The following is a 16,895-nucleotide window of genomic DNA, read 5'->3' on the forward strand; positions in this document are numbered from 1 at the left end:
TTCTCCATTCCTTCCCATTGTTCGATGTTTCGCTGCTCCTTGACGTACAGCGTGGTCTCTTCTCCTCTTTGTGCCACTGCTTCCGGTTTGATCGTTGGATCGAACGACGCCCCTATCGGTTGAATTGCAAAACGTCATGCTCGGAAAATAGCGCTTGCAGTTTTGCGTGATGTTCATCGGGGTCTTGCAAATAGAGAGCGATCTCATCGAGCAAGGAAAGCTCTTCCCCGTTCAGCTTGTCCATCTCTTTTTGGCAAAGCGGAGGGTAGTCCCAGTAGCCCAGCTCGTTGCCGAGAACGGCATTCAGGTCATAGCACAAGTTGTTGCGGATATAGGGCATGCCCCACGATTTTTTAACCCCGAAAAGCTGCGGATTGATTTCTTTGTCGCGCGCCATCAGCCATGCATCCCCCGCCACCAGGAACTCATCGCCCTGAATATCTATGCGTTCCTGGTCGGGATCGACCCTGATCCATCGCTGTTCTGCTTCTTCCCACACTTCGCAAATCCAGTGATCGATATATTTCCTGTTGTTCTCGGACAGATAGCTGGCAAAGCCGACCCGGCTGCGTGCCGGGACCCCTCGGGAGCGCAGCATGGAAATCAGCAGAAGCGAATGGAAACGGCAGGAAAGGAGCAGGCGTTCGCTAGGCAGGCGGTCAGCAGTGAGCCCGTCGGCGTTGCGTTCCACGAGTGCCTCCAGCATTTCGGAGACCTTGTCAAAATTCTCGTCTTCCTTACGCGTATACTCGGTCAGCAAATGCCTCTCTTTTTTGATGCGTGCGGGGTGGATCAACTGGCACTTGATTAATCGGCACAGCTCAGGCAAGCCTTGAGGCAACGCATGAAAGAGAGCGCCGTATTCACCGGGATCGGTGTTGGGCGTTTGCCTCGTATAAAATGGCAGCAGGTCGGCGTTCTTCATTTTTGGAGCTCCTCCTTCTTTGGGGCCTTTCGTTGCGAAATCCGCCCCCTTGGTTCCGGGTGCTGACTCCAGCTCTCCCCATTCCATTCTATACCCGCCAATTTTTACCTGCCGATCCGCTCTGTCTAAAAATCCATCAGTTCGTCGCGGAGCAGCGCGAACGCTCCAAAACCGTATTCATCGAAGTGTTCATGAACCAGGACAAAATAAAAAAAGCCCTTCGTTTTCGATGACGAACGGCTTTCTCGCTTCCACTTGCACCGCGATTGGCAATGTTTTTTTCCTTGACGGCAGGCACGACGTACCCCAACGCTTCATCCGCTCCCCCTCGCAGCTGTTTACTCCAGGATGGAAACGCGCTCCCCCAAAGCGTTCAGGCCCGTGTACGTCCTCGTATCAAACTGGTCGACGCACAGCACCTCCGAGACCATCAACGGTTGCTTGCGCACAAGCTCCTGCATTTGCGCATCGCTGTAAAATTCATAGGCGAAACGGTGGAGAAGCCGTATGCGCCAAATTTTTTGTCCTTCTGAGGAACGAAAAAACTGTTGAAGATGCGGGCAGAGTTCTTTTTCGGACGCGAAGACTTGCTGGCAAGTCAGACAAGTATATTCCACGTTCATTCCCCCCTGGCGAAAGCATTTGTCCTCCATGAAAGACGGCTCCCTTGCCCAAGCACCAAGCAAATGCAGGGAGCTTTCCGTGAACGGATCGGCTTGGGCGAATAAGCAATACGTGCTACTTCTTAGTTTAAAGTAAATAAAACCTATAGGTCAAGTTGGTATTTGCACATTTGGTTTTCGTTATTGCCTCTTCAAGTTCCTTCTGCTGACGGGCTAACACGTTTTGATTGTGCTGCACAAGCTGCCTGTATGATACGTATGCGTATAGCGGTTAAGCGTAAGCAGATTATCCACTTGCCCCGAAACAACAACGCGCAAACCAAAAACCCCTATACAGGAAGCCAGCCCTTGCCAGTCTCCTGTATAGGGGGAGCGGAATCAGTCAAGCCACGCGGTGAACCGTTACGCCTCCGGTTTCCCCTGGGTCGCAGCAGGCCGCTGCTCACCGTAAAGCTGCACGTACAGCTCCTCGATCTCCTCTCCGGTCAGGTCTCCCCACTTCAACAACTCCTCCGCAATGGCGTGCACAAAATTCGCGTAGGTGCGCACCAGCTGTTTCACTTGCCGCATCTGCTCATGCAACAGCTCATTGATTTTCGGGCGAAGCGTTTTGAGTGCCTCCTGCCGAGCGCCTGCGGCAAGCCAACTGAACAACTCGTCACCCATTCCGACCATCCCGAGATACGCCCCTGCCAGCTCGGTCGCCTGTTGCAAATCAGACGTGACCCCGTTCAGTTTTTTGCCGAGGAACTCTTCTTCGACGGCCCGTGCAGCCAGGCAGACCTGAATCGCGGCCAAAATCTCGCTGTCGCTGCGATTGTACCGCTCGTGCGTCGGTTTGGTTGCGGCGAGTCCAAGCGCGCCGCCACGGCGAATGATCGTCACCTTCCAGACACGCTCGTGCGGCTTCAGCAAAAATTGGGCAACGGCGTGGCCGGCCTCGTGATAGGCGACGTTGCGCTTCTCGTCTTCGCTCATCGAACGGAGCGGCTGCTTCAGTCCCCACTCGTACGTTTCCATTGCGACGCGGAAGTCATCGTAGCTCGCGCCCTGCCCTCCGCGCTGGTGGGCGATGACGACGGATTCGTTTACGATATGCTTGATCTGCGCAGGGCTGTAGCCGATCGTGTCCAATGCCGCCCGTTCCGGCGTAAGCGTTTCGTCGTGCTTGACCTTTTCCAAGTAATACTGGAAAATATCGATTCGGCCGTTGTAGTCGGGAGTGTCCACCCAAAGCTGCCTGTCAAAGCGGCCGGGACGCAACAGCGCGCTGTCGAGCACGTCAGGCAGGTTCGTCGCGGCAATGGTCATCACCGCCGGACGTTCGGCCTTCTTGCGCCGCAGCCCGAGTGAGCGCAGCAGCTTGGCGATTTTGGAGCTGTCGAGGTTGGGCGGGTCCATTTGCAACAGCAGCTCGTTTAACAGGCCAGTGCCGCCCATGCCCATCATCCCGCCCATCCCCATGCCGCCTTGCCGCTGCATCCCGATAGCGTCGATCTCGTCGATGAAAATGATGCAAGCTCCGTATTCGCGGGCGCGTTTGCGCGCTTTCCGGTACAAGCCCATGACCTTCAGGTTGCCGACGCCGAAAAACATGTTCTGAAAGCTTGGAGCGGAAGCGTAGGCAAACGGAACCTGCGCCTCGTTGGCGATGACTTGCGCCAGATACGATTTGCCCGTACCCGGCGGACCGCACAGAAGCAGCCCCCGAATCGCTTCGCCCCCCATTTCCTTGAACTCCTTCACACCCTTTAGCAAGGTAACGATTCGCTCCGCGTTTTCCACAATTTCCGGGTTTCCGCGATAGTCGTTCCAGGTGGCTCCGGTTTCCCCCGGCAAAATCCAGTAGGTTCGGCCACGCGCCAAAAACCAGAATAGCGCGACGAATTGGATGATGATGAACATCACCGCAAACAACAATTGAAACAACAGGCCGAGAATGCCCCATGCGACTGCCCAATAAGTCGGTCCCCCTGTGTACAGGAAGATGGCAAGAAAGACGAGGGCTGCTGCCCAGAGGAGGACTTTACGCCACTTGATCCACTGATATCTCCTCATGGACCCACTTCCTTTACGGGAAAATGTTGATGCCACCAGGCAGAAGGAACCCCTTGCAAGCGTTGAAACGGCAAGGAAGGCGACCGATTTGGTTATTCAAACCTTTTGATAATATCCAGCAAATACTTGGCAATGACCGCCAGCCCGCCGATGAAGTACCAAACGACGAGAATCCAGCCGGTAGGGTCGATGGCTGTCATGGAAACGATGATGTTTAAAGGAAGAACATAGTAAAGAATATCTTTCAAGTATCCTAAAACGAAGGCAGGATGAAACGTGCCTGCCCAGAAGGAACGGAACAGGACGATCAGAAAATCAATCAACAAGAATCCAAAAACAGCCCACATGGTGTATATCATCCAGTCAGCTACTGTAAAGCCCACGATGCCTCACCTCCTTTTGCTACATACTATGCCTGGGGTACGGCCAGGTGAGGGGGGCGCTCCCATAAATTTGCGGCTTCGATTTGACGGAAATCAGGGGCTGTTTCCGGCTTTCAGGAGGGGCTGCGCGGAAGGCGCGGCGTGTATGCGAGCGGGATGTTCGTGACTTGGCTGGTCAGGCTGTCGAGAGCGACCAGGTCCTCGACGCCTACCTGGCGAACGGAGGTTTTTCCCAGGGCGAGAGTAGCGATTCGCATTTCATCGATAAACGCAGAAAAAAACCGCGCCAAATACTGGGCCGCTTCCTGCTCGTCAAACTCATGTTGAAAACGCCCGGAATAAAACAAGAGCTGCGTAGGCGGCTCCCAGGGAATGGCCTTCGTTACCTGATCGTGCGTCATCCCCCATAGCAGCGCCGTCCCCAAATAGACGCCGTCCACGCCCAAGGCCAGCGCTTTCAGGCAATGGCTGGGTGTATAGTATCCGCCTCCGCTCAACAGCGTAATGCTGTCCTTGACTCCGCGTTGTTGCAAGTAGCGGACCGCTCGCGACACCGCATAGATCGTCGGCAAGCCAAAGTCGTCCTGCAGGATCGGCGCACTGCCCTTATAGCCGCCTTGCCCCCCGTCCATGCTGATAAAATCAACGCCTGCCTGGATCGCCACTTCCAGATCGGCTTCCACTTTCCCACTGGCGCACAGCTTGACCCCAATCGGCACGCCCCCCGTCAATTCGCGAAGCTGGTCAACGAGCTTGCGCAGGTCCTGCGGCTTTTGGATCTCCTGATGACGGGAAGGGATGACGATGTACTCCTGGTCGGGCAGTTGCATGAGCTGACTGGCCTTGCCGCGCATCTCCTGCATCGGGATGTAGGTAGCGGCACCGGCATTGGCGCCTTGTCCCATCCGGATTTCAATGGCATCGGCTTGCTTGAGAATCTCCGGGTCCTTCGTCCACGTCGCGGTGTGATATTGATAGATCAAATATTTGGCGTTGTTTCTTTCTTCCGGTAAGAAGCCCCCTTCTCCCGTATTCGTGACCGTGCCGACCGCAGCCGTCCCCTTCGCAATCGCGATCTTGGTTTTTTCGGACACGCCAACGCCAAACCCGATGGCGCCAGCCAGGAGCGGAATCTCCAGGTGCAAAGGCTTTTTGGCCATCGGCCCGATGGTCAGACGCATGTCTACCTCCGCATACTCAGGAGCGGGGAGTACAGACAACTGCGCGGGCGAAAACAAAAGGCCGTCGTAATCCAAAAATTTTCGCGGACTGCCGAACGGCCTGTCAATTGTAGTGCCTTCCGCAACGCGCAAGCTGTTTTCCAGCACTTTATACGGAGAGACGCGCGTCAACGCCGAGACCATTTCCCAACTATTTTCCGGATAGCGATCGTTCATTACGATTGTGGTGAAGCGGCCAACCGCCCAGCTTGCGAATCTTCGCGCAAAAAAGAACGCAATGATCGAAAGCAATACTAGCGCCAGAAAGGCTCCGATACTCGCCCCGATCCAAGTCGTCATCCAATCCGCCATCATGCTCGCTCCTTTTTTCCCCGACCGAACGTTCCATTTCCCGCTTAGTTTGCTTGCTACAGGAAAAAATATACGGTTGCTCTCAGGAAAAAAGCCTCCTTTCGCCACCGCGTGTCATCGCGCGGGCAAGGAGGCTTTCTCTTATTTTTTATTGACGATATGGATCGCGTGCCCGAGGACGGCTTCCGCCGCTTCCAGCCACACTTCGCTCAAGGTCGGATGCGGGTGGACGGTGAGAGCCACATCCTCGACTCGGGCAGCCAGCTCCAGGGCCAGCGCGCCTTCTCCGATGAGATTCGGCGCATCTGCACCGACCACGTGCATGCCTACGAGCAAGTGAGTAGCTTCGTCGACGATGACTTCAGCGAAGCCGTCCCGTTCGTCCATCGCCAACGCCTTGCCGTTCGCCCGGTACGGAAACGCTGCTGCCTTGACCCGATAGCCCTGTTCTTCCGCTTCCTCCCGCGTCAGACCGACACCCGCAATCGGCGGGTCGGTAAAGATGACGTAGGGCACATACGGCGAGTCCACGCTGCTTGGCAGGCCCGCGATCACTTCTGCGGCGACGATGCCTTGCTTCGAGGCGCGATGCGCCAAGGCAGGCCCTGGCGTAACATCCCCGATCGCAAAAATGTGCGGCTGGTTGGTGCGGCACTCGGCATTGACGGGAATGTAGCCTCTGTCGTCGATCGCGACACCTGCTTGACCAAGCCCGATGTCGCTCGTGTTCGGCACTCGCCCGATCGTCACCAATGCCTGGTCTGCTGTGATCTCTTCCCGTCCGTGCGGCTCAGTGAGAACGGCCAGGGTCACCTGGTCAGCGGTGCGCGTCATTTCTTCCACTTTTGTCGCCGTTTTGAGCGTCATCCCCAGCTTTTTCGCCTGCTTCCGCACTTCCTGCGTCAAATGCGGGGCCGTGTGCGGCAAAATACTCGCTGCGGCCTCCACGACCGTCACCTGTGTTCCCAGCTTGGCAAGCGCCATGCCCAGCTCCATCCCGATATAGCCGCCGCCGATGATCGCAAGCGTTTTCGGCAGCTCCTGCAGGTTCAACAAGTCCGTAGAATCGAGAATACGCTCGTGATCCGGGGTCAAAAACTTCGGCACAAAGGGGCGCGAGCCTGTGGCAATGATCGCCTGACGGAACTTGTACGTCTCGAAATCGCCGCCTGTCTCGACTCCGATCCGGTCGGCAGAAAGAAACGTGGCGGAGCCTTTGACCACTGTCACGCCGTTTGCCTTGCACAACTGCTCCACGCCCTGGCTCAATTGCGTGACGACGGACTCTTTCCACGCCTGCCAGTCCCGCATGTGAAACGCAGCGCTTCCCTCCGGCAGCCTGATGCCCAGTTTGCCCAGCCCAGCCAGCTTGTGGTATTCGCCCGCGGCATGAATCAGCGCTTTCGAGGGAATGCAGCCCCGATTGAGACACACGCCGCCCAACGCTTCTTTTTCCACCAAAACGACCGATTGCCCCAGTTGGCCGAGGCGAATGGCAGCGGCATATCCGCCCGGGCCTCCCCCGATGACGACTACGTCTGTTTCGATTGCAATTTCTCCGACTACCATTTAGACCATCTCCGCAAACAATAGATTCGGATCTTCGAGCAGCTCCTTGATCCGGTTGGTAAAGCGCACAGCTGTCACGCCGTCGATCAGGCGATGATCGAACGACAAGGACAGGTTCATCATTTGCCGGATGACGCCTTCATCGTCGCGCACAACCCAGCGCTTTTCCAGTTTGTGCAGGGCCAGAATCGCGACCTCTGGATGGTTGATGATCGGTGTTGCCTGCAGTCCGCCGACCGGTCCCACGTTGCTGATCGTAAATGTCCCGCCTGTAATTTGCTCAAGCATCAGCTTGCCTTCGCGAGCCAGCTCAGCCAGTTCCCTGATTTCTGCAGCCAACTGAAAAATCGATTTGCGGTCGGCGTTTTTGATGACGGGCACGATCAACCCGTCCGGCGTATCGGTTGCTATCCCGATATGATAAAAGCGCTTCAGCAAAATTTCGTTGGTAGCGTCGTCAATCGAGGCGTTCATCACCGGGTATTCCTTCAAGGCAATCACCAGCGCCTTGACGAAAAACGGCAAAAACGTCAGCTTGACCTGCTTCTTCTCGGCATGTGGCTTCAACCGCTCCCGCAGCGCCAGAAGCTGATCCATCTCCAGCTCGTCGACGGAAGTGACGTGCGGGATTACGGTTACGGATTTGACCATGTGCTCGGCGATTTTTTTGCGGATGCCTCTGAGCGGCAGACGCTCGATGAGATTTTCCCGTTCCTGTCCGCTCTCCCACACAGCCGCCGATTGGGAGCCCGCCACGGGTTGCAGCGATTTCGCTTGCGTCTCGCTTGCGGCTGCTGGCGCCACTGGACGAACAGATTCCGTCGGTTTTGTCACGGGAGCAGCGGCAAAAGTCGTCGCGGATACTTCTTGTTGCGCGCGATGTTGCCCGGCACTGGCAAACTGGCGCAAATCTTCTTCCGTGACACGTCCGGCTGGCCCTGTCCCGCTCACCCGCTCGATATCGATTTTCATTTCTCTCGCCAGTTGACGCACGTACGGTGTAGCCAAAGCACGGCGTCCCTGACCCGCTGTGCCGACAGGGAGCGGTTTCGCTGCTGGCGCTTCCGGCTCCGGTGCGAACTCCGGTTTGGCGGCCTTGTCTTCTCCGGTTGCCGCCGCTCCCGTGTCAATCACCAGCAGCACGGTTCCCACCTCGACCGTATCGCCCTCCGCAATCCGAACCTCCTGGACGATTCCGGTTGCCGGAGCGGACAGCTCTGCATTGACTTTGTCCGTCTGTACTTCGATGACAGGCTGGTCCTGGACGACAGCTTCGCCCGGGCGAACCAGCACCTTCAGGATTTCCCCTTCATGCATGCCTTCTCCCACATCCGGAAGTTTAACCTCCACCATGTCCCTCGCTCCTTTACGCTAAAACGTCAGCGTTTCCGCTATGCCGCTCACGACGCGCGCTGGCGTCGGCAAATAATCGTCCTCGATGCTGAACTGCGGAACAGGCACGTCAAAGCCCGTAATCCGTTTCACGGGAGCCTTCAAATAAATCAGTGCCTCATCGTTGATGATCGAGATGATTTCCGCTCCCATTCCGGCCGTCTTGTGCGCCTCGTGGACGACGACAGCGCGCCCGGTCTTTTTGATCGACTGCACAATCGTATCGCGATCGAGCGGATAGATCGTCCGCAAGTCCACGACCTCACAGCTTGCTCCCTGCTCACGCTCTATCTGCTTCGCCGCTTCCTCGGCTACGCGCAGCATGGCGCCCCAGGCAAAAATCGAGAGATCTGTCCCCTCGCGCACCACTTTTGCTTTTCCGATCGGCACGCGATACATCTCCTCGGGAACTTCTTCTTTAAAGGCCCGATACAGCTTGGTCGGCTCCAAAAAAAGGACCGGGTCCGGATCTTCGATGGCAGCGATCAGCAAGCCTTTTGCATCATAGGGCGTGCTCGGCGCCACTACCTTCAGCCCTGGCACGTGGGCAAAGAACGTCTCGACGCTCTCGGAGTGCAGCTCCGGCCCGCGAATGCCTGCGCCGTAGGGCGTGCGAATCACCATCGGGACGTGGTACTGGCCGCGGGTCCGATAACGCATGCGCGCCGCGTGGGAAACGATCTGCTCAAAGCCGGGATAAATAAAGGCCAGAAACTGGATTTCGACGACGGGAATCAGCCCGTTCATGGCAAGCCCGATGGACGCTCCGATGATGCCCGCCTCGGCCAGCGGCGTATCCACGACGCGATTTGCCCCGTATTTGTGAATCAGGTCTTCGGTCGCGCGAAAAACCCCTCCGTTCACGCCGATATCCTCACCGAGCAGCATGACGCGCGGATCTTCCGCCAGCTTTTGCTCCATGGCTTCCGTAATGGCTTGAATCATTGTCAGCTTCCGAGTCATACCGGAATCCCCTCTTTCTTTGCGGACTTTAGAAGCTCGTCCTCTTGCTCCACTGCCATCCAGGTAGGCTCTGCATACACATGCTTGAACATATCTTCCGGGCGGGATTTCGGATAGCTCTCCGCTTCCGCCAGCGCGGCATCAATCTCTTCGTTTGCCCGGGCGATCAGCTCCGCTTCCTTGTCATCGTTCCACAGTCCGCGACGGTCGAGGAACGTGCGGAGTCGCTGGATCGGATCGCGCTCGCGTCTCCACTCCTCCGCCAGTTTTTCCTGATCGCGGTACTTTTTCGGATCGTCTGCGGTCGTATGGGCGCCATAGCGGTAGGTCACCGCTTCGATCAAGGTCGGGCCTTGCCCGTCTAACGCCCGTTCCACCGCTTCTTTCATCGTCAGCCAGACGGCGAAAACATCGTTGCCGTCGACGCGCACTCCGGGAATGTCATAGGCCGCCGCGCGCTGGGCAATCGTTTCCGAAGCCGATTGTCGGGAAAACGGCACGCTGATCGCAAAGCCGTTGTTTTGACAGAAGAAAATCGTCGGCGTCTGGAATACGCCTGCAAAGTTGAGCGCCTCATGGAAGTCTCCCTCCGACGTCGCCCCATCGCCCAGGTAGGCCAGGCTGACATGCCGCTGGTTTTGCAGCTTGCTCGCCCACGCCGTGCCCACCGCATGAACCATCTGCGTGGCAATCGGCACGCATGGCGGCATGATGTTCAAGCCTTTCGGACTGATGCTGCCCTCCATATGGCCCATCCAGTACAAAAACACGCGTGCCATGGACTGCCCATGCACAATCGCCGCAGCGTGATCGCGGTAAGTGGGGAACAGCCAATCTCCGGGCGTGAGCGCCATTGCGCTTCCGACCTGCGAAGCCTCCTGGCCTTCGAAAGGAGCGTACGTCCCCATGCGGCCCTGACGCTGCAAATGGATCGATTTGCGGTCAAACAAGCGCACGCGTACCATATGTTCATACATGTTTATCATCACGGATTCATCCAGTCGCCCTTCGATGGTCTCGGTCAGCTCTCCCGTTGGAGTCAATACCTGATATAATGAAGACATGAAAACATCCCTCGCTTTCTCCATCGTTCACCATTGTCTAACAGCAAGTTGCGTGCCAAACGATTGAAAGCGATTCCAAGATGTCGAATGCTGTAGATGACTGTTTTTGCATATGCATTTTTGCACATGGATGCTCAATTCTGATTATTTCGTATACAAGCAACCAGCATTGCCCTAGGAGGAACGCCATGTACCAGACCAAGTTTTTTCAAGGAAGCGATCATACAGAACTCGTCCAGCTGATTCTGACTATTTTCAAAACCTCCCACGACGGCCTCGCCATATGCGACCGCAACGGCTATGTGCTTCTGTACAACGACGCCTACTTGAACATTACCGGAATCTCCGCCGACATCCTGAACAACTTCAGTTATATCGAACAAAAAGAAAGGCACATGGTTCCGGATTCCTCTGCTGCCAGAGCCATTGCGACCAAGCAAACGCACAGCGTCGTGATCCATTACGCCAATGGGCGAACCGCGATCAATACCGCGACGCCTCTCTTGGACGCCAGCGGAGAGCTGCTGTTTGTCGTCGGCAATGTCCGCGATATCACCGAGCTGAACAAGCTGCAGCAGGAGCTGGAGGAAACGCGCCAGATCAACTCTTCCTTCCAGCGTGCACTGGAGCAGATCCAAAACGACATCGACGCAGGCGGTCCGATCATTTACCGAAGCAGCCTGATGCACCGAATCGTTTCTTTGGCCAATCGCTTTGCCACCAACGATTCGCCCATTCTGCTGCTTGGCGAGTCCGGCGTCGGCAAGGACGTTTTGGCCCATCACATCCATGTGCAGAGCGGTCGGACGGGCGAACTGGTCAAGATCAACTGCGGGGCGATCCCCGACCATTTGCTGGAGTCGGAGCTGTTCGGCTACGAAAAAGGCGCGTTCACCGGAGCCAGTCAGGCGAAGGAAGGGCTGTTTGAGTTGGCGCACAGCGGCACGATTTTCCTCGATGAAGTCGGAGATTTGCCGTTTCCTTTGCAGGTCAAGCTCCTGAACGTTTTGCAGGACGGAACAATCAGGCGCTTGGGGGGAAAAACATCGCGCCAGGTAAACATGCGCATCATCGCAGCTACCAACAGCGACCTGGAAGCAATGGTGGAGCAAAAACGGTTTCGCCAGGATTTGTACTACCGACTGAACGTCTTGTCGGTGACCATTCCCCCTCTGCGGGAACGCCGGGAGGATATTCCGGCTCTCATTTTCTACTATTTGAAAAAGCTGGAGTGGAAATATCAGCAGGAAATGCGGCTCGAAGCCGATGCGCTCGAAGCGCTCGTCCACTACGACTGGCCGGGAAACGTCCGCGAGCTGAAAAACGTGGTGGAGCGCTCCTACCATATGTGCGAACATGGCCGCATCACGCGCGACCAGCTTCCTGCCTCGATCCGCAGCTCGCAGCCAAGCTCGCTCCCGCTGCATCTTGCCAAGATGGAGCAACCGCTCCCGCTCAAGGAAGCCGTCGAAAGATTTGAACGGGAGTACATCCAGCGGGTTTTGCAAGAGACGAGCACGATGCAGGAATGCGCCGATAAGCTGGGAGTCAATATTTCCACACTAGTGCGAAAAAAACGCGGGCTCGGGATCAAATAGCGGTAGGGACAAGCCGAGCGCTTGCCGAAAGGATAGAAGAGCAAAAAAAGGATGGGGGAATGGATGTGAAGGTTTATCCGATCAAAAACACAAAGCTGCAAGCTTCCAACATGATTATGGGCACGATGCGCCTGACCCAGCTTTCGGTGGCAGAGGCGGAAACGTTGATCCGCACGGCGTTGGAAGAAGGAATCAATCTGTTCGACCATGCCGATATATATGGGCAAGGGCGCTGTGAAGAACTGTTTGCCGAAGCCATCCAGATGAATCCGACCATTCGCGAGAAAATGATTTTGCAGAGCAAATGCGGCATTCGCGCCAAGGAAAACTACTACGATTTTTCCAAGGAGCATATTCTCGCCTCGGTCGACGGGATTTTAAAGCGGTTGAAAACGGAATATTTGGATATTCTTCTCCTCCATCGCCCCGATCCGTTGATGGAGCCGGAGGAAGTCGCGGAAGCTTTTCTCCAGTTGCAAGCCCAGGGCAAGGTCAACTATTTCGGGGTTTCCAACCACAACCCGGCCCAAATTGCGCTGTTGCAAAAGTACATACCGCAAAAACTCGTCGTCAACCAGATTCAGTTCAGCATCGTGCATACGCCTTTGATCGATTCCGGCATCTCCCTGAACATGAAAAACGACCAATCGCTCAACCGCGACAGCAGCGTTCTGGAATACTGCCGCTTGCACGACATGACGCTGCAAGCGTGGTCGCCTTTTCAAAGCGGCGAGTTCAACGGCTCGTTTCTCGGCGACCTGATCCATTTCCCTGAGCTGAACAAGGTGATAGACAGCCTCGCGGAAAAATACGAGGTCCCAAACACCGCGATCGCAGTCGCGTGGATTACCCGTCATCCGGCCCACATTCAAGTCGTGCTCGGTACGACCAATGTGCAAAGGCTCAGGGACGCGTGCAAAGGAGCGGACCTGACTTTGACCCGGGAAGAGTGGTACCGTCTCTACAAAGCGGCTGGCAACCGTATCCCCTAGCCGTCGGTCCCGAAAAAAAAGCACCCGATCAGGGTGTTTTTTTGATGAGCAACGGTTGGGTGCCTGGCGATCGCCTGAAAAACAACGATAGCCCCAGACGCTGCACGCGTCGGAGGCTACCGCTATTTTCGTGTGAGCAAGCCGATGTCTCTCCTCTTACTCTTTGACCGCACCGGACGTCAATCCGGAGATGATCCGCCGCTGGAAAATCAGCACCATCACCACGAGCGGAACCGTCACGATGATGGACGCAGCCGATATTTCCCCCCACGGAATCGTGAACATCCCCTGAAACATGACGATCCCGACCGGGACTGTCTTCATCGCTTCCTGGGTATTCAGCGTGAGGGCGAACAAAAACTCGTTCCAGGCGGCGATAAAGACGAGAATGGCCGTCGTAAACACTCCTGGCATCGCCAGCGGGAAAAACACTTTCGTCATCGTCTGCCAAATACTCGCTCCGTCCACTTTGGCTGCTTCTCCCAGGTCGCTCGGAATTTTGCGGAAGAAGATCGTCAAATTCCAGATGGCCAGCGGCAGCGCGAACGTCGTATACGGGATAATCAGTCCCAGGTAGCTGTTCGTCAGGCCCATGGATTGCATGAACATGAAAATCGGCGAAATCGTGGCAATCTGCGGGAACATCGAGACGGCCAGAACCACCCCGAGAATCAGCGTTTTCCCGCGAAAGGACAGCCAGGCGATCGCGTATGCGGCGAAGGACGCGATGGTAATCGAATACAGCGTCGTCAACGTCGCTACCACAGTGGAGTTCCACAAATATCTGGCGAAAGGCCGCTCGGTGAAGACCCGGATGAAGTTGTCGAGGGTCGGATTTTCAATGATAAACTGAAACGCCCTCTCTCCGAACAACTCACTGGGCGGTTTCAGGGCAGCGAGCAGAATCCACAAAAACGGGAACATGACGACGAAGACAAAAAGCAGTAATCCGATGTAGAACAAGGGCCCTGCACTTTTTTGCATGCACGTTTCCTCCTTATCTTCCGTTGCCCTCACCCAAGAGGTCTGCTCCCAAAATTTTGACGTAGCCAATGGAGATCAAGGCGACGCACAAGAAGACAATCACAGCGAGCGCAGAGCCTTCGCCAAAGCTCATCTGCGCAAACATCGTTTTGTAGGCGTAGATGGAAATGGTCTCCGTGGAGTTGGCAGGTCCCCCACCCGTCAGGGCGTAGATGAGGTCGAACACGCGGAAGGCATCCAGCGTGCGGAACAGGAGCGCCACGAGAATCGTCGACTTGAGCATGGGCAGCGTGATGCGGAAAAATTGCTGGAAGCGGCTGGCCCCATCTACAGAAGCGGCTTCGTACAAGCTTTGCGGGATCGTCTGCAAGCCCGCGAAGATCAGCAAAGCCATGAACGGAGTCGTTTTCCAGACGTCTGCCAGGATGACGGAGAACATGGCCCCTGCCTTCGTCGAGAGCAGCATGCCCATGTCGGAAACAAGGCCCGTCACCTCGAACAGGTGGGCGACAATCCCGTTTTGCCCGTCGTAGAGAAATTTCCACATCATGGCGGAGATCACCGTCGGGATGGCCCACGGGATCAGGACAGTGGCGCGAACAAGGCCACGTCCGCGAAACGGCCGATTAATCAGCAGCGCAATGCCCATGCCGAGCACGAGTTCGATGGCTACGGAAATGACCGTAAAAAAGAATGTGTTATAGAGCGCCATCCACATGCGGCTGTCAGTCAAAAACTTCTGGTAATAGGCGAAGCCGACGTAGTTCGGTTCGATGATCGCAGATTGGATCCCCGCCATAACGCCGACGGCCCCCGCGGGGTTCGACAGCTGCTGTTGCGCGGCCAGCTCCCGAAGGGTCGCCTCCGCTTGCGCCAAGCTTGTCCGGATTGCATCTGTCTGCTCACTTGTCAACGTCACATACTTGAGTTCGACGGGAACGGGCTTGAATTCCAGCAATAGCTGATCGATGGCTTGGACGCGGCTCGCGATCTCGCCTGTCTGGTTGAGGGCAGCATTCATTTGCTCGATCTGCTGCCGAATGGCCTCCAGCTGTTCCTTCGTTGCCCCTTCGGCAGACTCGGCCTCTTTTTTTACATAGCGGAGCAAATTGGGCAGCGTGCTGACATAGCGCTCCATGTCCAGTCCATACGAAGAATGGACCTCCGTTTTCGTCGGGTCATTCAACCGGATGTCGTGCAGACTGATCCAAAACGATCGCATGACAGGCCAAATCGCGATGACAAGGATAATCAGCAGTGCAGGAAAAATCAGCAAATAGCCCATCTGTTTTTCCGAAAAGGAGCTTTTGTTTTGTCGATTCATCCGTTCACCACCTTCTTTCCTGATTGGAAACCCCGAGAAACCATGCGGGAGCCATTCGCTCCCGGAGAAGACGCTCCTGCCTCCCCGGAAGCGATGCGGACCCGTGGTTGTTTACAGCGTGCCGTGCGTTATTTTTTCATCAGCTCATTCATTTTCGTTTCCATGTTTTTCACGGCCTGCTCGGCGGATTGCTGCCCGGCGAGTGCCTTCGATACCTCGATCTGAATGACTTCAGAAATTTTCGGATAAATCGGTGTGGTAGGACGGGAGACAGCGGCGCTCACGCCCTCTACGAAGTCTTTGTTCGCAAACAGCGGGCTTGCCTTCTGCACCTCGGCATCTTCATACACAGGCAGCAGCGTCGGAGCGAGACCGCCGTGTACCGCCGAAATTTTCTGTCCCTCGGCTCCTGTCATGAACTTCAGGAATTCCCACGCTTCTTTCGGATGTTTGGTGAACTTGTTGATGCCGCCCATCCAGCCGCCGAGTGCCGCAGCTGACCCTGCATCTCCTGCCGGCAGCGGAGCGATGGCCACTTTGTCGACGATTTTCGATTGGGCTTGATCCTGCGCGAGCGCGAACTGGTACGGCCAGTTGCGGATAAAGGCCGATTGTCCCTCCAGGAAAGCCGTATGCGATTCGGTCTCCATGAAGGTGGTGATGTTGCTCGGCACGAAGTCCGATTGCACGACCTCGATCATTTTGTTCAAGCCTTTGATGGTCGCCGGATTGTTGATTGCCACGTTGCCCTGTTCATCCAGGATTTTTCCGCCGTAGGAGGAAATGAACTCGACGAAGTTGCACACCAGTCCCTCGTACTGCTTCGCTTGCATCAGGTAGCCGAATTTCGTGCCGCCTTGCCCTTTCGTAGCTTTCGCCTGCGCGATCAGGTCATCCCATGTTTTGGGCGGCTCTTTGACCAGGTCCTTTCGGTAAAACAAAAGCCCGGCATCAATGAATTTCGGCATGGTCCATTGCTGGCCGCCAAAGTTGCCGGCATCCATCGCCCCTTTGATGTATTTGCTGGTGTCGATGCCATCCTGCTCGATCAGGCGGTCCAGCGGGAGCAAATAGCCGGCCTGGGCAAATTCAGCGGGCCAGATGACATCCAAGTCAAACACGTCGATTTCTGAGGATTGCGCACTGAACATGGTGACGTACTGGTCGTGGCTTTGTCCGGTGTCCGATGGCATTTCGCGAATTTCTACCTCGATGTTGGGATGAGCGCTTTGAAACGCTTCCACAAGCTTTTTCGTGGATTCCGTAGAATCTTTGCCCCGCGCGTAGACGAGCTTGACCTTTTCGGCGGCAGGTGACGCGGGATCGGTTTGAGGTGCATTCGTTGTCGGCGCGGATTGTTCTGGAACCGACGAGCATGCTGCCAAGGAGAGTGCAACCGACAAGGTAAGTCCGATGGAAGTAAGCCGTTTCATCACTTTCATGCCATTCAACCCCCTATGTTTATCGTTCATCTATTTTGCCTGTTGG

Annotated in this window: 14 protein-coding genes; 2 read left to right on the plus strand and 12 right to left on the minus strand. The window is 55.9% G+C overall.

The annotated features are described in order from the left end of the window. Nucleotides 1-112: 112 nt before the first annotated feature. The 9 genes from ACTHO6_RS11580 to pdhA form a co-directional block, all read right to left on the minus strand. On the minus strand, nucleotides 113-925 hold the full coding sequence (locus ACTHO6_RS11580; RefSeq protein WP_440241704.1) for a transglutaminase domain-containing protein: 813 nt from the start codon (nucleotides 923-925) through the stop codon (nucleotides 113-115). 338 nt (nucleotides 926-1,263) lie between these two features. After that, nucleotides 1,264-1,548 (minus strand): hypothetical protein, encoded by a 285-nt coding sequence (locus tag ACTHO6_RS11585; RefSeq protein WP_440241729.1) that lies wholly within the window; start codon nucleotides 1,546-1,548, stop codon nucleotides 1,264-1,266. Nucleotides 1,549-1,950: 402 nt separating this feature from the next. Further along, nucleotides 1,951-3,606, minus strand: coding sequence for an AAA family ATPase (locus ACTHO6_RS11590; protein ID WP_440241705.1), 1,656 nt, complete (start codon nucleotides 3,604-3,606; stop codon nucleotides 1,951-1,953). A 92-nt stretch (nucleotides 3,607-3,698) separates the two neighbouring features. Continuing rightward, nucleotides 3,699-3,989 (minus strand): hypothetical protein, encoded by a 291-nt coding sequence (locus tag ACTHO6_RS11595; protein WP_440241706.1) that lies wholly within the window; start codon nucleotides 3,987-3,989, stop codon nucleotides 3,699-3,701. A gap of 113 nt (nucleotides 3,990-4,102) precedes the next feature. Further along, entirely contained in the window at nucleotides 4,103-5,524 is a 1,422-nt protein-coding gene (locus tag ACTHO6_RS11600; protein WP_440241707.1) for an FMN-binding glutamate synthase family protein, read from the minus strand. Nucleotides 5,525-5,662: 138 nt separating this feature from the next. Further along, nucleotides 5,663-7,090, minus strand: a complete 1,428-nt coding sequence (lpdA, locus tag ACTHO6_RS11605; RefSeq protein WP_440241708.1) for a dihydrolipoyl dehydrogenase — start codon at nucleotides 7,088-7,090, stop codon at nucleotides 5,663-5,665. Continuing rightward, nucleotides 7,091-8,443 carry a dihydrolipoamide acetyltransferase family protein gene (locus ACTHO6_RS11610; RefSeq protein ID WP_440241710.1) on the minus strand — a complete coding sequence of 451 codons (1,353 nt, stop codon included), beginning with the start codon at nucleotides 8,441-8,443 and terminating at the stop codon, nucleotides 7,091-7,093. It lies immediately after the preceding gene. A gap of 18 nt (nucleotides 8,444-8,461) precedes the next feature. Continuing rightward, nucleotides 8,462-9,445 (minus strand): alpha-ketoacid dehydrogenase subunit beta, encoded by a 984-nt coding sequence (locus tag ACTHO6_RS11615; protein ID WP_440241711.1) that lies wholly within the window; start codon nucleotides 9,443-9,445, stop codon nucleotides 8,462-8,464. Further along, nucleotides 9,442-10,509, minus strand: a complete 1,068-nt coding sequence (gene pdhA, locus ACTHO6_RS11620; protein ID WP_440241712.1) for a pyruvate dehydrogenase (acetyl-transferring) E1 component subunit alpha — start codon at nucleotides 10,507-10,509, stop codon at nucleotides 9,442-9,444. The genes ACTHO6_RS11615 and pdhA overlap by 4 nt, the downstream gene beginning before the upstream one ends. 188 nt (nucleotides 10,510-10,697) lie before the next feature. On the opposite strand from pdhA, the gene ACTHO6_RS11625 reads away from it, so the two are divergent. Beyond that, nucleotides 10,698-12,107: a sigma-54 interaction domain-containing protein gene (locus tag ACTHO6_RS11625; RefSeq protein ID WP_440241713.1), complete on the plus strand. Its 1,410-nt coding sequence runs from the start codon at nucleotides 10,698-10,700 to the stop codon at nucleotides 12,105-12,107. 59 nt (nucleotides 12,108-12,166) lie between these two features. Then, on the plus strand, nucleotides 12,167-13,099 hold the full coding sequence (locus ACTHO6_RS11630; RefSeq protein WP_440241714.1) for an aldo/keto reductase: 933 nt from the start codon (nucleotides 12,167-12,169) through the stop codon (nucleotides 13,097-13,099). Nucleotides 13,100-13,255: 156 nt separating this feature from the next. On the opposite strand, the gene ACTHO6_RS11635 is transcribed toward ACTHO6_RS11630, so the two are convergent. From ACTHO6_RS11635 to ACTHO6_RS11645, 3 genes are all read right to left on the minus strand, one after another. Beyond that, on the minus strand, nucleotides 13,256-14,083 hold the full coding sequence (locus ACTHO6_RS11635) for a carbohydrate ABC transporter permease (RefSeq protein ID WP_440241715.1): 828 nt from the start codon (nucleotides 14,081-14,083) through the stop codon (nucleotides 13,256-13,258). A gap of 13 nt (nucleotides 14,084-14,096) precedes the next feature. Next, a complete protein-coding gene (locus tag ACTHO6_RS11640; protein WP_440241716.1) occupies nucleotides 14,097-15,407 on the minus strand; it encodes an ABC transporter permease subunit in 1,311 nt (436 codons plus the stop codon). Between the two features lie 128 nt (nucleotides 15,408-15,535). Further along, nucleotides 15,536-16,849 (minus strand): extracellular solute-binding protein, encoded by a 1,314-nt coding sequence (locus tag ACTHO6_RS11645; RefSeq protein WP_440241717.1) that lies wholly within the window; start codon nucleotides 16,847-16,849, stop codon nucleotides 15,536-15,538. Between the last annotated feature and the right edge of the window lie 46 nt (nucleotides 16,850-16,895).

The organism is Brevibacillus sp. SAFN-007a (genome assembly GCF_051967035.1).
Lineage (GTDB): Bacteria > Bacillota > Bacilli > Brevibacillales > Brevibacillaceae > Brevibacillus.

Coding starts and splice junctions, on each gene's coding strand:
- lpdA (WP_440241708.1), bottom strand. CDS start 7,090: ATGGTAGTCGGAGAAATTGCAATCGAAACAGACGTAGTCGTCATCGGG.
- ACTHO6_RS11610 (WP_440241710.1), bottom strand. CDS start 8,443: ATGGTGGAGGTTAAACTTCCGGATGTGGGAGAAGGCATGCATGAAGGG.
- ACTHO6_RS11580 (WP_440241704.1), bottom strand. CDS start 925: ATGAAGAACGCCGACCTGCTGCCATTTTATACGAGGCAAACGCCCAAC.
- ACTHO6_RS11625 (WP_440241713.1), top strand. CDS start 10,698: ATGTACCAGACCAAGTTTTTTCAAGGAAGCGATCATACAGAACTCGTC.
- ACTHO6_RS11640 (WP_440241716.1), bottom strand. CDS start 15,407: ATGAATCGACAAAACAAAAGCTCCTTTTCGGAAAAACAGATGGGCTAT.
- ACTHO6_RS11645 (WP_440241717.1), bottom strand. CDS start 16,849: ATGAAAGTGATGAAACGGCTTACTTCCATCGGACTTACCTTGTCGGTT.
- ACTHO6_RS11635 (WP_440241715.1), bottom strand. CDS start 14,083: ATGCAAAAAAGTGCAGGGCCCTTGTTCTACATCGGATTACTGCTTTTT.
- ACTHO6_RS11600 (WP_440241707.1), bottom strand. CDS start 5,524: ATGATGGCGGATTGGATGACGACTTGGATCGGGGCGAGTATCGGAGCC.
- pdhA (WP_440241712.1), bottom strand. CDS start 10,509: ATGTCTTCATTATATCAGGTATTGACTCCAACGGGAGAGCTGACCGAG.
- ACTHO6_RS11590 (WP_440241705.1), bottom strand. CDS start 3,606: ATGAGGAGATATCAGTGGATCAAGTGGCGTAAAGTCCTCCTCTGGGCA.
- ACTHO6_RS11585 (WP_440241729.1), bottom strand. CDS start 1,548: ATGAACGTGGAATATACTTGTCTGACTTGCCAGCAAGTCTTCGCGTCC.
- ACTHO6_RS11615 (WP_440241711.1), bottom strand. CDS start 9,445: ATGACTCGGAAGCTGACAATGATTCAAGCCATTACGGAAGCCATGGAG.
- ACTHO6_RS11630 (WP_440241714.1), top strand. CDS start 12,167: ATGGATGTGAAGGTTTATCCGATCAAAAACACAAAGCTGCAAGCTTCC.